Below are 15979 nucleotides of genomic sequence, written 5' to 3'. Positions count from 1 at the left end.
CGTCATGTTCGGCCACGAACGGCTTCCTCCGCAGCGTCGTCGTTCCGTCGTTCCCGAAGGGGATCGGCCGAGCAGGACCGCCCACTCGTGCCACCTGCCGTGATGACCAGACCGACCATGGCCAGGACCATCACGACCGCCGTCGCACCGGCCACCGTGCCGGTGAGCCCGATCGTGTGGGCGCTCAGGCCCGCGAGGACCGGCCCTGCGGGCGCGACCAGCTGCGCGAGGAAACCGATTCCGCTGTGCACCCGGCCCTGCAAGCGCGGTGGAGTGATGTCCATCTGGGCCACCCCGATCAGTACGGTGACCACAGGCCCGGCCGCCGCCGCGATACCGAGCGGCAGGACGGCCACCCAGTGCCCCCGGGTCACCGCGAAGCCGGGCAGCACGAGCGCAACCACAGCCGTGCCCAGAGCGATGCCGCGGGCTGGTGGCAGCCAACGGGCCAGTGCGGGCGCGAGCACCGATCCGGCCAGCCCGCCAGTGCCGAGTGCGGCAGTCAGCACTCCGACGCCCAGCACATCCCCTCCTGCGGCAACCACCACGATCAGCAGGCCGTTGAACACCAGGTTGAGGACGGCCGCGTTGACCGCCGCGTACCGCAGGAAGGGCACCTGCCAGACGAACCGAACGCCTTCGGCCAGCGTGGCCCACAGCCCCGGCCTGGCCGAGCCGGCCTCGGAACGGTCACCCACGCCCCGCGGCAGCAGTGCCGTGCAACAGGCTGCCGCCAGGTAGCTGCCGGCGTCGCCGGCGAACACCCAGGCCGGGTGGACGGCCAACAATGCGCCGCCGACCAACGGGCCGGCAATGGTCGCGATGGCAGCCCTGGTCTGCAACAGTGCGAGCGCTCGGGGCAGCTGTTCGGGCCGGACGAAGGAACGCACGACCACGTTCTCGGCGGGCGCCAGGGCGCTGCCAACCGCGCCGAGCAGCAACCCGGCGGTCAGGACTGCCCACAGCGTGACCGCACCACCGGAGGCCAGCAGCGCCAGGGCAGCCAGCACCGCTGCCCCGGACAGGTCACAGATCAGCAGGAAGGTCCGGCGCTCGCACCGGTCCGCGACGGCCCCGGCCGGCAGCCGAGCGAGCAGCACGCCGACCGAGAGCGCCGTCCCGGCCAGCCCGGCCAGCCGAATGTCACCACTGGTCCGCAGGGCTACCACGGGCAGGGCGACGACCGAGGCGGCAGTGCCCAGAGCCGATGCCGACTCACCGCCGTACAGCAGCCAGAACGACCGGCCCAGGGCCCGGCCGCTCTCCCCGCTCACGTTGAGCCTGCCGCGAACTGCCGGCGGATGCCCCGTAGCGGACGTGCCGCGAGCGTCGCCGGGCCGACCGTGGCAACCAGAACTGCGAGCAGCACGCCCGCCGTCCACGGCACGTCCAGGGCGGGCAGCGGACCCTGGCCGACCGCCCGAGCCAGCGGCAGCAGGCAGATCCCCGCCGTGGCGACCGCCAGCACCACCCCCACCAACGCCGCGGCCAGCACCTCGTACGCCACGCACCGCAGCAGCTGCCGCCTGCCGAGGCCGAGCGCCCTCAGGTGCGCTCGCTGAGCCCGGCGGTCACGCTGAGCCAGGGCACACGTATTGGCGAGGGCGAGCAGCGCGTAGCCCGCCACGACCGCGACGATCAGCCGGGACGCCATGTCGTCCTGAACGCTACGCGGCCGCAGGTGGGCCAGGTAGTCGTCCCGGTCGGCGATCCGCTGACCGGGTTGGAGCGGCCAGGCCCCCGGATCGCCGTGCAGCAGGACCCGGTCGGCATACGGGGCCGGGGTGTGCGCCAGGGCCAGGGCACTGGGCAGGACGAAGGAGGGAAAGGCCAGGTCGCGGCGGTAGACGGCGACCAACCGCAGCTGCGCCGGATGTCCGTCGGCGAGCGTGAGGGTGACGCTCTGGCCGACCTTCCAGTCGTGCGAGGCTGCTTGGGTGGCTCCGACAGCAAAGGTCCCGTCCGCCAACCCCGCCAGTCCGCCCTGTTGTTCGTCCAGGTCCAGGACCGTCTGCAGGGCCGCGCCGTCGGCGCCCCAGGCACGGACGGGCCGGGGCTTGTTGTCGTAGAAACCGGGTGGCGCGGTCACCTCGGTGGCGACCGGAGCGACCGCGCTACCGGGCAGTCCGGCTGGCTGCGCAGGCAGCCGGTGGCCCGGTTCCGCGGTCACCACTGCGTCGGCACGAAGCGCCTGTTCGGTCTGTTGCTGCACGGCGGCGCCCATGGTGGCCCCGGAACCGAGCAGGCAGACCACGGTCCCGACGGCCAGCAGGACGGGCACCGCGATCGCGGCCGTTCGGGCGGGTGCGGCCCGCAGCCCCGCAGCGGCGATCCGCCCGGCCTTGCGGTCCACCAGCCGCAGCACGACGCAGCACGGGCCGGTGAGAAGCGGCACGAACCAGGGCGCCAGCACCGCGAGGGTGGGGATGACGGTCAACGCGAGCGCCGACACCAGGGCGGCGCGGTACACCCCGGGCATGTCCCCGACGACCGCCAGGGCGATGATCGGCCCGCAGAGCAGGAGCGCCATGGCAACGCCCGCCGCCAGTCGGGCCCGGTTCCGACGCGGCGGAGCGAGGGCCAGGGACTGGTCCTTGAGCAAGTCGATCGGCTGGACCCGCCCGGCCGCGAGCACGCTGGCCAGCGCGGCCAGGACCGCCACCCCGCAGGTGCCCAGGCACGCGCCGAGTGCAATCGCCAGGGTCAGCCCTGCGGACGGCAGCTCGACCTCGGCGGGGAACAACTCGCGGTCGATCAGCAGCCGCCGCCCGAGCCCGGCTGCCGGTGCCATCCCGGCTGCAGCGGCCACAGCGGACGGACCGAGCGCAACCAGCGCGACGTCCATGGCAACCAGCGTCCGCAGCCGACCCGCCGTCACCCCGAGGGCCCGAAGCACGGCGAACTGCCCAAGCCGCTGGTTGGTCCAGAGCGCGACAGTGGAGCCGGTCACCAGCACCGCCGACATCAACAGCATCGAGAGCAGTAGGCCCAGCAGGTTCTGCGCATCGCGGGCCGCCACGGCGGCCGCGGAACCTTCGGGGTAGGACGGGCTGCTCACAGCCGCAAGCAGCACCAAGCAGGCGCCCACCCCGGTCGCGGTCAGCGCGCAGGCGACCGCAACGCCGATGACCCGCCCGGGGTACGCCCGCACTTCGGCGACGCTGAGGCGCAGCCCGCCGAGCTGGCCGCTCCGGCGAGAAATGGACTCCGATGTCACGATCACGGTTATCTCACCCCAAAACGGTTAATAGGATGAAGAGTTGGGGAAGGCCGCATGCACCGCGGCCTTCCCCTCCCTTCACCCGGTACTGCCGGACCACACAGGTCAGCAGTTGAACAGGCTGTACGAGCTGAGCGGGGCGTCGACGACGATCTCCTCGTCGAGCTCCTGCAGCGCGAGAACCTCGGCCATTTCCAGTCACCCCCTCTCGGACTCGTCACGCCGGTCACCTACCGGGCAACCGGCGTCAGCAGCTCCAGTAGCTCAGCGAACTGAACGGGGCGTCGACGACGATCTCCTCGTCGAGCTCCTGCAGCGCGAGAACGTTGGCCATTTCGAGTCACCTCCCTCACTCGCTCGTCGGGACGTGACGCCGGGCGACCGGCGTCAGCAGCTGAACATGCTGACCGAGCTGAACGGGGCGTCGACGACGATCTCCTCGTCGAGCTCCTGCAGCGCGAGAACCTCGGCCACTTCCAGTCACCTCCTTCCACCGTCTCGTCGGGTTCCGGTACCGGGCCCGGCCCGCTCCGGCATCCACCCGCTGGAGGGGTGGGCGCCGGGCAGCAGGTGACGCCCGGGGCTCTTAGCGGCTTCCAGCGCCAGCAAGGCGCCGGCGGAGCCGGTGGCCAGGTCGGTCGACAGCCGGACCAGTTGGTCCCCGTGCAGCACGTGTCCGTCCTCATACGGCGCCAAGTGCATCTCCAGCAAGCGGAGTTGCTCGGTCACCTCGGCCTGCCAGCCCGGCACTCGGCGGGCGATGCACGAGAGGACATAGGCGAGCCCGGCTCTGCCGTTGAACAGCCCACCCTGAACCACGACGCGGACCGCACCGGCCCGGGCCACGGCTTCGAGTAGCCGATCGACGCCCAGCGCCTCGGCCTGCACGGCAGGCAGTGCCAAGGCGGCCAGCGCCACCCCGCCCGAGCCCTCCGCCAGGTAGGGCAGCAGCCGGCCCGAGCTGTGCGTCTGCAGCATGTCGCCGACCATGCGGCCGTGCCGCAGATCGCATCGAACAGCACTCTCGGCAGCCTCCGCCCAGGCCGCATCGCCGGTGAACCGCGCGCATCGGGCGAACAGCACTGCCGGTCCGGACCAGCCGCGCAGCAGGCCGGGGCGGTCCAGCAGTCCCGCCTCGCCGATCCGCCCAGCGGCCTTGGCAGCCAATCCGAGCGCCTCGTCGGTGGCACCGACCTCCAACAGCAGGTGGGCGACACCCGTCAGGCCGCCGTACAAGCCGGGTGACTCCGGCAGTGGGCCGGTCAACAGCCGGTCCACGAGGCTCGGGGCGTCCGGGTGGCCGAGCTGATGGAACAGCCAGCAGGTTCCGGCCAGTCCCTCGTACAGCCCCACGGGGGTGTCGATCGGGGCCCGCCGGGCGGCGGCGGCGAGCCAGCCGAGCTGCGCTTCGTCCACCGCGGCACCCGCCAGATGCCGGGCGAGCAACACGCCGGCCGAGCCGTACGCCAGCCCGAGCGCGCCACCGGGACGCAGCCCTGCCACGTCGCCGGGGTGGAGGCGATCCTCGCGCCCGGGAGTGGCCGCGCGGTCGATGCCGCGCAACAAGGTGGCGGCGTTGAGTGCCGACGGGGTGCCGGTCCTCGACCGGACCTCATCGATGGATCGCCCCACGAGGTACGGCCGCAGGGCAGGGGAGAGAGCCAGCCGCTCGATCATCCGCTCGGTGAAGCCGTTGGGCAGCGTGGGGAAGTCTTCCCGGGCAAGGTCCAGAAGCCGGCTGACCACCGCCGGATTGCGCCTGGTCAGCGCCGTCAACGAGACCAGGGCAGCGAGCTGGCAGCAGCCGAGTGCGAACAGGTCGGCCTCGCGGGCGTCGACGATGGCGCCGTCCATGAAGCCCGGGGCGCCCAGAGTGGCCCGTCTCGGAGTGTCCAGCGCAGTCGCGAGCTCGAAGTCGATCAGTGCGATGGTGCCGTCCGGACGGATCATGATGTTTCGGTGGTGGAGGTCGCCGAAGGCCACCCCTTCGCGGTGCAGCGCCGCCACGCACTCCTCGACCTGCGCCAGCCGCGCCACGGCGAGACCGGCGAAACCGGCCCGGACCCGGGCGTCCGGGCGGTGCCGGGTGAGCGGGTACTCCCGGCCCAGCCAGGCACTGAAGGTCTCACCAGGGATGTACTCCATCGCCAGGTAGTGGTGCTCCCACGCGGTGAAGTACTCGATCAGTGTCGGTGCGAACGGCAGGCGGCCGACCTTCTCCAGGACATCCCGCTCGACCAACAGGCGAGCTACCGCGTCCGTCCCCGAAGCGTCGAGGCCGGCGTGCGGGCGGGCTTCCTTGATGACGACCGGTCGACCGTCTTCGTCCTCGGCGAGGTAGACCCCACCGGCGTTGGAGAAGTGCAGTGCCCGAACCACCCGGTAGCCTCCCAGCGTCGCCCCGGTGCGGGCGCCGGCTGCGGCGATCAGTTCACCCAGGAAGTCCGGGATCTCGGCCCACTCCGGAACGGTGAAGCGCGGACGCCGCGCGTCCGGGACCAGCCGCCCCTCCGGGTCCTTCACCGCAGGTACCCTGCTGCCGTCCGGCAGCTCGCACCACATCAGGGCGAAACCCCCGTAACGGACCGACACCGGGCCTTGGTTCCAGCGCAGGTCGGACAGGACGTACGGCCCGGGGCGGCCCGCCAGTTCCGCCTCCAGTTCGGCGAGAACGGTCCCCAACTCCTCGACCGTCCGAGGGTAGACGGTCACCGCCTTACCACTCGCGGACCGGTCGGCGTACTTGGCATTCACCACAGCGACCACCAGCCGGCTGCGCAGGTACTTCCACGGCAGCCCGAGTCGACGACAGACACGCCACGCGGTCTCGATCGTTTCCCCTGCCGAGTCCGGCGTGGCACTGATGTGAACCTTCCAGCCCTGCGCCGGTAGTGCCGACCCGCCGGGTGGTGTCAGGACCTCCCACACGCCCTGGGTGCGGCTGCACCAACCCTTCGGGAGCGAGCTCCCGCCCGGAGCGAACCGGGAGTCGCGGTCGTCGCACCGATCCAGAGCGTCGTACCACACCGGGTCGGCTATCGCATAGGACTCGTATTTCGCATCCACGCCGCCACCCCCCATCTTCGAATTCCGTGAATACCATTCCGGTTTTCGCCGGAAATTTCGAACAATCGGCGCCTCCCCGGCGTTCGGTTCTGCCAGGAACCATCCTTCCCGGCCCACCCGCCACGTGACAACCGTGTTAAGCAGGAACTGAATCCGGTGCATACCTGGCGGAATCCCGGCCTTCGCTTCGGACTCCCCGAAAACCCGTGCGATCATGACTCTCATGAAAACGCGCGTCGTGATCGCGGACGACCAGGCGAGCGTCCGCCAGGGGTTCCGGCACATCCTTGCCGCTCAGCCCGACATCGAGGTCGTGGCCGAGGCGGCCGACGGTCTGGCCGCCCTCGAAGCGGTCCGCACCCTACGACCGGACGTTCTTCTGGTCGACGTCCGGATGCCAGAACTGGATGGGCTCGAAGTCACCCGGCGACTGGCCGGCATCGCCCCCGAGGTGAGGGTCGTCGTGGTGACCACCTTCGACCTCGACGAGTACGTGCACACGGCGCTGCGAAACGGCGCCTGCGGCTTCCTGCTCAAACACTCCGGGCCTGCACTGCTGGCCGAGGCGATCCGCTCGGCCGCAGCCGGCGACTCGCTGATCAGCCCGCAGATCACCGCCCGACTACTGCGCCACTTCACCGGCCCGCGCCGGGTCGACCGCTCCCCGATCGAACCGCTGACGACCCGCGAGGAGGAGATCGCCGTCCTGGTCGCAGAGGGACTGACCAACGCCGACATCGGCGCGGAGCTGTTCATCTCGCTGAGCACGGTCAAGACCCATCTGGCCAATCTCCAGCGCAAGTTGAAGGCACGGAACCGAGTGGGCATCGCCACCTGGGCCTGGGAGTCGGGCCTGACCGAACGCGGCTGACGGACGACGCCTTCGCCTGGCCTCACCGCAGCGCCCGCCTACGCCCCTCCGGCCGTCGCGGCGCCGCGCCGCTCGGACATCGCCCCATCCCGCCGGGCCGGGTCTCGCCGCGCAACAGCAGTCGCCCCAACGGAGTGACGGTGTGCAGTACCCCGTTGCCGCTACGCCGGGTGTCGATCAGCCCAGCCGCCCGCAGCACGGTGGTGTGCTGGCTGACAGCTGAGGCGCTCACCCCGATCCGGTCGGCCAACTCGCCAGTGGTGCAGCCCTCCAACACCTCCTGCAGGACCGCCGCCCGAGTCCGACCGACCAGAGCGACCAGCGGCTTCTGCCCACCGCATGCGGCGGGCACCGTCACCTCCGGTGCACCGGCCAGCGCGGGGGCGCCGATCCGGTCGGGGCGCATCGCGAAGAAAAGGGTCGGCGCCTCGTCGGGCTCGTCCCGCCGAGAGCGCAGCAGCACCCCGGCGCGTTGCAGGAACAGCGACGGCGCCAGCCGCAGTCCCAATCCATCGAGGGAAAGCTCGATGTCCTGTTCGGCAGGAACCTCCAACACCTGGGTGCTCCAACGAATCTGTGGATGCAGTGTGCCGAGCAGCGCATCCACGCCTCTGCTGCCGATGATCTGACGGCAGTTGTCCCGCTCGGCCTCCAGCCCGTCCCGGACGTCGGCCCAGCAGGGCATCACCGCCAGTCGATGGAACTCCCGAACCGTCTCGGTGAGTTCGGTGTGCGACAGCGCCATCCGAACGCTCCGCCCGGATGGCACGATTCGGCCATTCGCCCACGTCCGCAGAACATCCCGAAAGGCCCCGCTCGCTCCCGAAAGGCGACCCAACCGCTCGGCCAGCACCGGCTGCCGCGCCAGCCGTCCGCGGACAGCCTTCTGCCACGGCCGAAAAAACTCACCGCCGGCCCGCCATGCCTCCAAAGCGAGCACCGCCTCCACCTCCTGGTCGACAGTTTCAGTAATTCGTACGCGACCCAAATCCTCGGCGGACATGGCAATGCGAATCACAAGCTGACCCCCCGATCGAGACCCGTCCGGCATGACGGCCCCGGAAATCATGTTCCTGGCCGCCGTGCCGCCATCCTCGCCCGAATCACACCCCGCCGCCATCGGCCGATCGGCCCATACGTCCGGCAGGTCAACTGAGCGGGCCACCGAATCGGCCGAACATGCTGGATTGACCGAACAGCCCGAATCCGCTGTCCGAGCCGATCAGTCCCCGAGCCCCGCCACGCCCTCCGTCGGCAGAAGCGCCACGACCCGCCAGCCGCCCTCCGGCCCCGGCTCAGCCACCAGGTCGCCACCGGCCGCTTCCACCCGTTCCCGTAAGGCCGCGAGCCCGAAGCCGCCGCCCTCTCGCTCGTCCCCACCCAGCCCGCCGCCTGAGCCTTCCACGTCGACGTCACTCCCCGGTACCCCGTCGTCGATGACCACGATCCGCAGGGCCCTCCGACCGGCGTCGCGAACCGGACCGACGACGACCTCCACCTCGCGAGCCGTAGGCGCATGCCGACGGACATTGGTCAGCGCCTCCACCACCACCCGGTAACCGAGACTGCTGATCGCCGGCGGCACCGCCGCCACATCACCGTCCACCGGGGCCACCAGCCGCACCCGGGCGGAGCCGCTGCGAGTGAACCGGTCTGCCAGTGCCGGCAGTTCGCTGAGGTCACGCTTGTGGCTGCGCCTGTCCGGCACTCCCCGCTTCGCCGGGTGGGACGCCCCGAACCGCCCCCTCGGCCGCGGGTCGTCATCGTCCGCTGCAAAGACCTGCACGGTCCGGTCCATGGTGACCAGAGCCTGTCGGCCCGCCGCCTCGATTCCCGCCAACAACCGGACCACCTGCTGGGGGTCTTCCTGGGCCAGCACCTGTGCGGCCTGGGCCAGTACGACCACCCCGGTGACGTCGTGCGCGGCAAAGTCATGCAGGTCACGGGCGAGATCCAGGCGCTGTGCCCGTCGCTCGGCCGCCACCGCCCTCCGGGCCCGCGTGTCCAGCGCGCGCAGGTAGCAGCCGACCCCCACCACCGCGCAGGTCAGCAGGGCCGAGTTCAGGCAGAGCTTGACCGTCGCCCCGGGCGGGGCCGGTGGGACGGCCCAGATGCCGACCCGCAGTGGCACCGACGCCGCCGCGAGGACCAGTAACCCGCCGTACCCCAGCGCGGTCAGCGCCGGAGGCCTGCGCACCGCAGGGATGACCGGGCCGAGCAACGCGAGCGTCTCCAGCAGCCACCAGGACTCGGTGCGGTCGGACACCGGGCCCCGGTAGCAGATGGTCACCAGCAGCGACACCAGGCAGGCGGTCAGCACCGACGGGCCGACCACGCGAATCCTCCCCGGGGCCCACAGCACCGGGAACAGCCCGGCGATCACCGCCGTCGCCCCGGAGCCGGCGACCAGCGGTCCCGGGTCCCCCAGCCCGGTCATCGCGGCCGCCATCACCCCCGTCGCGGCCAGACCGTACCCCGCTCTGCGCGCCAAGGTGTGCCACGACCACGTCATGGTTCGAGATCCTACGAAGGCGCACGGCCCGCCGGGACGGCTTCCCCGAAGCCGTCCCGGCGGTCGTCACGGCCTCACCCACCGGGCGGGGTGGGTCACTCCTTCGGGGCTTCCGGCTCCTCCGTGAAGTCGACCTTCTTGAACTGCCGGTTCATCGACTTGGCCAGGAACCACGTCGCCACGCCGAGGGCGGCGAAGACGACGAAGCCCAGGAGACCGGGGGTGACCTTGGCGTCGTCGACGGCGAGGTCGGCGGCGAGGTGGATGAGGTTCACGGGGGCACTCATATCTCTATGGTGGCCCGGCTCACGCCGAGCCGGGCCGTCGGGGGTGGGTCAGTCGCGCGTGTCGGCGGCCTCGGCCACCAGGCTGGGAGTGCGCAGCCCGGCGAACAGGTCGTCCTCCGGGAGGTCCACGTCAATCAGGGTACGGGCGAGCTCGTAGTCCTCGGTGGGCCAGACCTCGCGCTGGACCTCCAGCGGGACGCGGAACCACGGGCCGTCCGGGTCGATCTGGGTGGCGTGGGCGATCAGCGCGCGGTCGCGGGTCTCGAACCAGTCGTCGCAGCGGACCCGGGTGGTGATCTCGCGCTCCTTGCGGCCGCTCTTCTCCCAGCCGGCGATCCACTCGCCGTACGGGGAGTCGTGGCCGTGCTCGGTGAGGTACTGGTGCAGCGCGCGGATGCGGCCCATCGGGAAGCCGTGGTTGTAGTAGAGCTTGAGCGGCTGCCAGGGCTCGCCGGCCTCGGGGTAGGCGTCCGGGTCGCCCGCGGCGTCGAAGGCCAGCATGGTGATCTTGTGGGTCATGATGTGGTCCGGGTGCGGGTAGCCGCCGTTCTCGTCGTAGGTCGTGATGACCTGCGGCTTGAACTCGCGGATGAGCCGGACCAGCGGCTCGGCCGCCTCCTTGACGTCCTCCAGGGCGAAGCAGCCCTCGGGCAGCGGGGGCAGCGGGTCGCCCTCCGGCAGGCCGGAGTCGACGAAGCCCAGCCAGGCCTGCTTGACGCCGAGGATGGCCCGCGCCTCGTCCATCTCCTTGCGGCGCACCTCGTGGATGTTCTCCTCGATGTACGGGTCCCCCTGCAGCTTGGGGTTGAGAACCGACCCGCGCTCGCCCCCCGTGCAGGTGGCCACGAGCACGTCCACACCCTGCTCGACGTACATGGCCATGGTGGCCGCGCCCTTGCTGGACTCGTCGTCCGGGTGGGCGTGCACCGCCATCAGTCGCAACTGCTCAGTCAACGCCTTGCGTTCCTTCCACATCATCGGGCGTTCCGCGAAGTCGGGTCTGCCCACCGTACGAACCGCTCACTTCGGGACCGCGTCGCCGCAAGGCCGGCCTGCGGCGCCGGTCCCCGGCGAGGCCGAGCCCCGCCCCCGCCGGACCGGCCGCGGGCGCGCCCCTCCTATAGTGACGGACTGGAGGACCGTCGCATTCCCCTGCACCGCCCGCGCGGCCCCTCCCTAGGAGAGGACGGAGTCCGATGACGGCACAGAGCACCGCCACGCAGTTGCCCGAGGGACGCTACGGCCGGCGCGGCGACGGCGAGTCGGACCGCCGCCTCAAGGTGGTCGGCGCGGTCTGCGGTGTGCTCGGACTGGGGCTGATCGCCTGGCTCGGCGGCTCGTACCTGCTGCGGGAGTCGAAGATCAACGGCTCGGTGCCGACCTTCCAGGTGCTCTCCGACTCCGAGGTGCAGCTGCACCTGTCCGTGAGCAAGAGCGACGGTACCGCCGGCAGCTGCACGGTCCGTTCGCAGAGCGACGACCACGCGGTGGTCGGGGTGGCCGACTTCCCGGTCCCTGCGGCCGGGTCGAGCTACGACGCCACCGTCACCCTGCGCACCACCGCCCGCGGCACCACCGCCGAACTGCTGGGCTGCACCCCGGCGAAGTAGCCGACGAGCGGACCGGACACGCCCGGGACACGCCCGGAACGGGGACGGAAAGCGGACGGAAAGCGGACGGAACACGGACGGGAAGCGGGCCCGGAACCGCCCGGGGACGCATACTCGCCCGGCAGAACGGGCATCCGTAGGAAGTCCCGCTCCCGGTCCCCGTACACCGTGGCGCAACGCCACCGTCAATGCCACGACAACGCCTCTCCCGCTTGTCGGCAGGACTTGTTAGGCTCGTGGTTTCGCCCCTTCCGCACCGGATGGTACGGGAGCGGGCGTTGCTTTGTAGTTACGACCGTTATCACCGACGACCCTGCTGACGACTCACACCCTCAGCACAGCCCCAGCACCTACGAGGAGCACCCGTGACCCAGACCAGTGAGAACGTGACCTGGCTCACTCAGGCCGGCTACGACCAGCTCAAGGCCGAGCTGGATCACCTGACCGGGCCCTGGCGCATCGAGATCGCCCAGAAGATCGAGGCGGCGCGCGAGGAGGGCGACCTCAAGGAGAACGCCGGCTACCACGCGGCGAAGGAGGAGCAGGGCAAGTACGAGCTGCGCATCCGCCAGCTGACCCAGCTGCTGGAGCGCGCCAAGGTCGGTGAGGCCCCCGCCGACTCCGGCGTGGTGGCCCCGGGCATGGTCGTCACGGTCGCCTTCGACGGCGACGAGGACGACCTCATGGAGTTCCTGCTCGCCTCGCGCGAGGTGGCGGGCGCCGACGACCTGGACGTCTACTCCCCGCAGTCGCCGCTGGGCCGCGCGATCGACGGCAAGAAGATCGGCGACGAGGCCACCTACGAGCTGCCGAACGGCAAGCCGGCCATGGTGAAGATCGTCAAGGTCGTGCCGCACGCCGGCTGACCCGGCCCCCGAACACCGCCGAGGGCGGCCGCGGAGCTCCGGAAGGACTCCACGGCCGCCCTCGGGTGTTTCCCGCAGTGACGTTTCACCCCATCCGGGCGCTCAGCCCAGCAGGGCACTCAGCCCAGTAGGGCGCTCAGCCCAGTAGGGCGCTCAGCCCAGCAGGGCACTCACCCCACGGCCGAGCGGTACTTGCGCACCGACAGCCAGGAGAACGCCGCCGTGATCGCCAGTGACCACAGCACCGACACCAGCGCCGCGTGCTGCATCGGCCAGGCGCTGTCCACCGGCCCGACCTGGTTGCCGAAGAGGTCCCGGCAGGCCTGAACCGTCGCGCTGAACGGGTTCCAGTACGCGACGCCCTGCAGCCAGTCCGGCATCGAGCTCACCGGCACGAAGGCGTTGGACACGAAGGTCAGCGGGAACAGCCAGATCAGCCCGGCCGAGGTGGCCGCCTCGGGGCTGCGCACCGACAGTCCGATCAGCGCACCGATCCAGGAGAAGGCGTAGCCGAGCAGGAGCAGCAGGCCGAAGGCGCCGAGCGCGTTGAGCACCCCGTCGTGGATCCGCCAGCCGACCGCCAGTGCGACCAGCGCCAGCACGACCACGGTGAACGCGGTCTGGCACAGGTCCGCGAGGGTGCGGCCGACCAGCACCGCCGAGCGGGCCATCGGCAGCGAGCGGAAGCGGTCCACCAGGCCCTTGGTCATGTCCTCCGCGATGCCGGCCGAGGCGCCGGCGGTGGCGAAGGTGACGGTCTGGGCGAAGATGCCGGCCATCAGGAACTGGATGTATGTGTCGGAGCTGGAGTCCGCCCCGGGGATCTTGATCGCCCCGCCCATGACGTACGAGAACAACAGCACGAACATGACCGGCTGCATGAGCCCGAACACCACGATCTCGGGAATCCTGGACATCCTGCGCAGATTGCGTTTGGCGACCACCCAGGAGTCGTGCAGGGTCGCGGACAGGCCCCGGCGGGGCGTCGGTACCGCCCCGCCGATGGCGTGCTCGGTGGCCGTGCCGATGCTCATCTCAGCGCTCCGTTCCGGCCGTGACGGCCTGCTGCTGGTCCGGTCCCTGACCGCCGTCGCCACCGGCGCCGCCCGTGCCGCCGCCCTGCCCGCGACCCCGGCCGCCCCGGCCACGACCCTTGGCGCCGGTGCCGCCGTCCTCCTCGACCGCCTCGGCGACATGGCCGGTGAGGGTGAGGAAGACGTCGTCCAGCGTCGGGCGGCGCAGGCCGATGTCGTCGATCTCTATGCCCCGGCCGTCCAGTTCGCGGATCGCGTCGGCGAGCAGCCGGGCACCACCGCTGACCGGCACGGTGATCCTCCGGGTGTTCCGCTCGACCGTCGGCTCGCCGAGCGCGTACCCGGACAGCGCCGCGACCGCGTCCGTGACCAGGCCCGGGTCGTGCACCACGACCTCGATCCGCTCGCCGCCGATCTGCGCCTTGAGCTGGTCGGCCGTGCCGCGGGCGATCACCCGGCCGTGGTCGACCACCGCGATGTCGTGGGCGAGCCGGTCGGCTTCCTCCAGGTACTGGGTGGTCAGCAGCAGTGTCGTGCCCTGCTCGACCAGGGTCTCGATGACCTCCCAGAGCGCGAGCCGGTTGCGCGGGTCGAGCCCCGTGGTCGGCTCGTCCAGGAACATCACCGGCGGCCGGACGACCAGCGCGGCGGCGAGGTCGAGACGGCGGCGCATGCCGCCGGAGTACGTCTTGGCGGTGCGGTCCTTGGCCTCGGTGAGGTTGAACCACTCCAGCAGCTCCAGCGCGCGGGCCTTCGCGTCGCGGGTGCGCATCTGGTACAGCTCGCCGACCATGGTGAGGTTCTCGAAGCCGGTCAGGTACTCGTCGACGGCCGCGTACTGGCCGGACAGCCCGATCAGGCTGCGGACCCGGTCCGGGTGTTCGAGGACGTCGACCCCGGCCACCACCGCGCGGCCGGAGTCAGGGCGGAGCAGGGTGGTGAGGACCCGCACGGTGGTGGTCTTGCCGGCCCCGTTCGGGCCGAGCAGCCCGAGCACCGTGCCCTCGGGGACGTCGAGGCTGACGCCGTCCAGGGCCCGTACGTCGCCGAAGGTCTTGACCAGGTTCTCGGCTTGGATGGCTGGCGCCATGGCCTGCCTCATCTCCTCGGACGAATGTGGCGGTCTGTCCCACTTTGCCCCCAGTTCGGGCACGCGGGCGACTCGGTTCCCGATCACCGAAACAGAACGCGATGTATCGCGAGTGTGGCAACTCGCGATACATCGCGTCAAGGGATTTCAGGGGCGGGATTCCGAAGCGGCGCTCAGCCCGCGACCACGTACCCCGCGTCCCGCAACTCGCTCACCACCAGCGCGCAGTGCTCCGGCCCCTTGGTCTCCAGGTGCAGGTCCACCTCGACCTCGGTCAGCCCCAGCCGCGGGTCGGTCCGGACGTGCGCGACGTCCAGCACGTTGGCGTCCACCCCGGACAGCACCCCCAGCAGGTCCGCCAGCGAGCCCGGCTTGTCCGCCAGCCGCACCCGCAGCGACAGGTAGCGCCCGGCCGCGGCCAGCCCGTGCCGCAGCACCCGCTGCATCAGCTGCGGGTCGATGTTGCCGCCGGACAGCACTGCCACCACCGGGCCCTCGAAGGAGTCCGGCCGCTCCAGCAGAGCCGCGATCGGCGCCGCCCCGGCCGGCTCGACCACCAGCTTCAGCCGCTCCAGGCCGAGCAGCAGGGCCCGCGACAGGGCGTCCTCGGAGACCGTCCGGATGCCGTCCGCCAGGGTGTTGACCACCTCGAAGGGGATGTCCCCGGGGCGCCCGACCATGATCCCGTCGGCCATGGTGGCGAAGTGCTCCAGCGTCACGGGCCGCCCGGCCGCCAGCGAGGGCGGGTACGCGGCCGCGGCCGCCGCCTGCACCCCGATCACCCGGACGTCCGGCCGCAGCGGCTTGACCGCCGCCGCGATCCCGGCCAGCAGCCCGCCGCCGCCCACCCCGACCAGGATGGTGCGCGCCTCGGGGCACTGCTCCAGGATCTCCAAGCCGACGGTCGCCTGCCCGGTGACCACGTCCCAGTGGTCGAAGGGGTGGATGAACACCGCCCCGGTCGCCTCCGAGTACCGCTGCGCGGCCTGCAGGGCCTCGTCCACGGTGGTGCCGTGCAGCCGCACCTCGGCGCCGTACTCACGGGTGGCCGCGACCTTGGGCAGCGGCGCCGCGACCGGCATGAACACGGTCGAGTGCACCCCCAGCAGCGAGGCCGCCAGCGCCACCCCCTGGGCGTGGTTCCCGGCGCTCGCCGCCACCACCCCGCCGGCCCGCTGCACCGGCGAGAGTCCCGCGATCCGCACGTACGCCCCGCGCAGCTTGAAGGAGCCGGTGCGCTGGAGGTTCTCGCACTTCAGGTGGACCGGCGCGCCGATCAGCCCGGACAGGTGCCGGCTGCCCTCCATCGGGGTGACCCGGGCGACCCCGGCGAGCATCTTCTGGGCGCCGCGGACGTCGTCGAGGGTGATCGGCCAGTTGTGCATGATCCCAGCCTAGGCCGCCCCGTGCGGGGCAGGCCGGA

The 15979-nt window shown here is 71.4% G+C and carries 16 protein-coding genes; 3 read left to right on the top strand and 13 right to left on the bottom strand.

Annotated features, from left to right (window positions below; genetic code table 11):
- Positions 1–2 precede the first annotated feature (2 nt).
- The 6 genes from ACIRVF_RS01455 to lanKC form a co-directional block, all read right to left on the bottom strand.
- Positions 3–1274: an MFS transporter gene (locus ACIRVF_RS01455; protein ID WP_402812942.1), complete on the bottom strand. Its 1272-nt coding sequence runs from the start codon at positions 1272–1274 to the stop codon at positions 3–5.
- A complete protein-coding gene (locus tag ACIRVF_RS01450) occupies positions 1271–3223 on the bottom strand; it encodes an FtsX-like permease family protein (RefSeq protein WP_402812109.1) in 1953 nt (650 codons plus the stop codon). The genes ACIRVF_RS01455 and ACIRVF_RS01450 overlap by 4 nt, the downstream gene beginning before the upstream one ends.
- Positions 3224–3325: 102 nt before the next feature.
- Positions 3326–3412, bottom strand: coding sequence for a class III lanthipeptide (locus ACIRVF_RS01445; protein WP_402812940.1), 87 nt, complete (start codon positions 3410–3412; stop codon positions 3326–3328).
- A 55-nt stretch (positions 3413–3467) separates the two neighbouring features.
- The gene (locus ACIRVF_RS01440; protein ID WP_402812937.1) at positions 3468–3554 is read right to left on the bottom strand and encodes a class III lanthipeptide; all 87 of its coding nucleotides are present in this window, start codon (positions 3552–3554) and stop codon (positions 3468–3470) included.
- 53 nt (positions 3555–3607) lie between these two features.
- On the bottom strand, positions 3608–3694 hold the full coding sequence (locus ACIRVF_RS01435) for a class III lanthipeptide (RefSeq protein ID WP_402812935.1): 87 nt from the start codon (positions 3692–3694) through the stop codon (positions 3608–3610).
- Between the two features lie 6 nt (positions 3695–3700).
- Positions 3701–6502, bottom strand: a complete 2802-nt coding sequence (gene lanKC / locus ACIRVF_RS01430; protein WP_402812107.1) for a class III lanthionine synthetase LanKC — start codon at positions 6500–6502, stop codon at positions 3701–3703.
- Between lanKC and ACIRVF_RS01425 the strand changes: the two genes are divergently transcribed.
- Complete coding sequence (locus tag ACIRVF_RS01425; RefSeq protein ID WP_402812104.1) at positions 6501–7157, top strand: response regulator; 657 nt, start codon at positions 6501–6503, stop codon at positions 7155–7157. The two genes, lanKC and ACIRVF_RS01425, sit on opposite strands and share 2 nt — an antisense overlap.
- A 22-nt stretch (positions 7158–7179) precedes the next feature.
- Here the strand turns inward: ACIRVF_RS01425 and ACIRVF_RS01420 are convergent, their stop codons facing one another.
- The 4 genes from ACIRVF_RS01420 to mca all read right to left on the bottom strand — a co-directional run bounded on the left by ACIRVF_RS01420 (position 7180) and on the right by mca (position 10910).
- Entirely contained in the window at positions 7180–8160 is a 981-nt protein-coding gene (locus tag ACIRVF_RS01420; RefSeq protein WP_402812101.1) for an ArsR/SmtB family transcription factor, read from the bottom strand.
- Positions 8161–8379: 219 nt separating this feature from the next.
- The gene (locus ACIRVF_RS01415) at positions 8380–9540 is read right to left on the bottom strand and encodes a sensor histidine kinase (protein ID WP_402812098.1); all 1161 of its coding nucleotides are present in this window, start codon (positions 9538–9540) and stop codon (positions 8380–8382) included.
- Positions 9541–9764: 224 nt separating this feature from the next.
- Complete coding sequence (locus ACIRVF_RS01410; RefSeq protein ID WP_270144532.1) at positions 9765–9956, bottom strand: hypothetical protein; 192 nt, start codon at positions 9954–9956, stop codon at positions 9765–9767.
- A 48-nt stretch (positions 9957–10004) separates the two neighbouring features.
- On the bottom strand, positions 10005–10910 hold the full coding sequence (gene mca, locus ACIRVF_RS01405) for a mycothiol conjugate amidase Mca (RefSeq protein ID WP_402812095.1): 906 nt from the start codon (positions 10908–10910) through the stop codon (positions 10005–10007).
- Positions 10911–11152: 242 nt separating this feature from the next.
- Between mca and ACIRVF_RS01400 the strand changes: the two genes are divergently transcribed.
- Together ACIRVF_RS01400 and greA are read left to right on the top strand one after the other, a co-directional pair.
- Positions 11153–11566 (top strand): DUF4307 domain-containing protein, encoded by a 414-nt coding sequence (locus ACIRVF_RS01400; protein ID WP_402812092.1) that lies wholly within the window; start codon positions 11153–11155, stop codon positions 11564–11566.
- A 365-nt stretch (positions 11567–11931) separates the two neighbouring features.
- Positions 11932–12432: a transcription elongation factor GreA gene (gene greA / locus ACIRVF_RS01395; protein ID WP_030286600.1), complete on the top strand. Its 501-nt coding sequence runs from the start codon at positions 11932–11934 to the stop codon at positions 12430–12432.
- A 170-nt stretch (positions 12433–12602) separates the two neighbouring features.
- Here greA and ACIRVF_RS01390 read toward each other — a convergent pair whose 3' ends face one another.
- The 3 genes from ACIRVF_RS01390 to ilvA form a co-directional block, all read right to left on the bottom strand.
- Positions 12603–13466, bottom strand: a complete 864-nt coding sequence (locus ACIRVF_RS01390) for an ABC transporter permease (protein WP_402812090.1) — start codon at positions 13464–13466, stop codon at positions 12603–12605.
- A 1-nt stretch (position 13467) separates the two neighbouring features.
- Positions 13468–14556: an ATP-binding cassette domain-containing protein gene (locus ACIRVF_RS01385; protein WP_402812087.1), complete on the bottom strand. Its 1089-nt coding sequence runs from the start codon at positions 14554–14556 to the stop codon at positions 13468–13470.
- A gap of 173 nt (positions 14557–14729) precedes the next feature.
- Positions 14730–15941: a threonine ammonia-lyase gene (gene ilvA / locus ACIRVF_RS01380; RefSeq protein ID WP_402812085.1), complete on the bottom strand. Its 1212-nt coding sequence runs from the start codon at positions 15939–15941 to the stop codon at positions 14730–14732.
- Between the last annotated feature and the right edge of the window lie 38 nt (positions 15942–15979).

This window comes from Kitasatospora sp. NPDC101157 (assembly GCF_044768255.1).
In the GTDB taxonomy this organism is placed as follows: domain Bacteria; phylum Actinomycetota; class Actinomycetes; order Streptomycetales; family Streptomycetaceae; genus Kitasatospora.
The sequence above is the reverse complement of the archived record's forward strand: the minus strand, read 5'-3'. Positions and strand labels throughout refer to the sequence as shown.

Bases quoted from the DNA above. Each gene is read 5' to 3' on its own strand.
- ACIRVF_RS01445 (WP_402812940.1), bottom strand. From the start codon at position 3,412: ATGGCCGAGGTTCTCGCGCTGCAGGAGCTCGACGAGGAGATCGTCGTC.
- ACIRVF_RS01440 (WP_402812937.1), bottom strand. From the start codon at position 3,554: ATGGCCAACGTTCTCGCGCTGCAGGAGCTCGACGAGGAGATCGTCGTC.
- ACIRVF_RS01425 (WP_402812104.1), top strand. From the start codon at position 6,501: ATGACTCTCATGAAAACGCGCGTCGTGATCGCGGACGACCAGGCGAGC.
- lanKC (WP_402812107.1), bottom strand. From the start codon at position 6,502: ATGATCGCACGGGTTTTCGGGGAGTCCGAAGCGAAGGCCGGGATTCCG.
- ACIRVF_RS01420 (WP_402812101.1), bottom strand. From the start codon at position 8,160: ATGTCCGCCGAGGATTTGGGTCGCGTACGAATTACTGAAACTGTCGAC.
- ACIRVF_RS01410 (WP_270144532.1), bottom strand. From the start codon at position 9,956: ATGAGTGCCCCCGTGAACCTCATCCACCTCGCCGCCGACCTCGCCGTC.
- ACIRVF_RS01400 (WP_402812092.1), top strand. From the start codon at position 11,153: ATGACGGCACAGAGCACCGCCACGCAGTTGCCCGAGGGACGCTACGGC.
- ACIRVF_RS01390 (WP_402812090.1), bottom strand. From the start codon at position 13,466: ATGAGCATCGGCACGGCCACCGAGCACGCCATCGGCGGGGCGGTACCG.
- ACIRVF_RS01385 (WP_402812087.1), bottom strand. From the start codon at position 14,556: ATGGCGCCAGCCATCCAAGCCGAGAACCTGGTCAAGACCTTCGGCGAC.
- ilvA (WP_402812085.1), bottom strand. From the start codon at position 15,941: ATGCACAACTGGCCGATCACCCTCGACGACGTCCGCGGCGCCCAGAAG.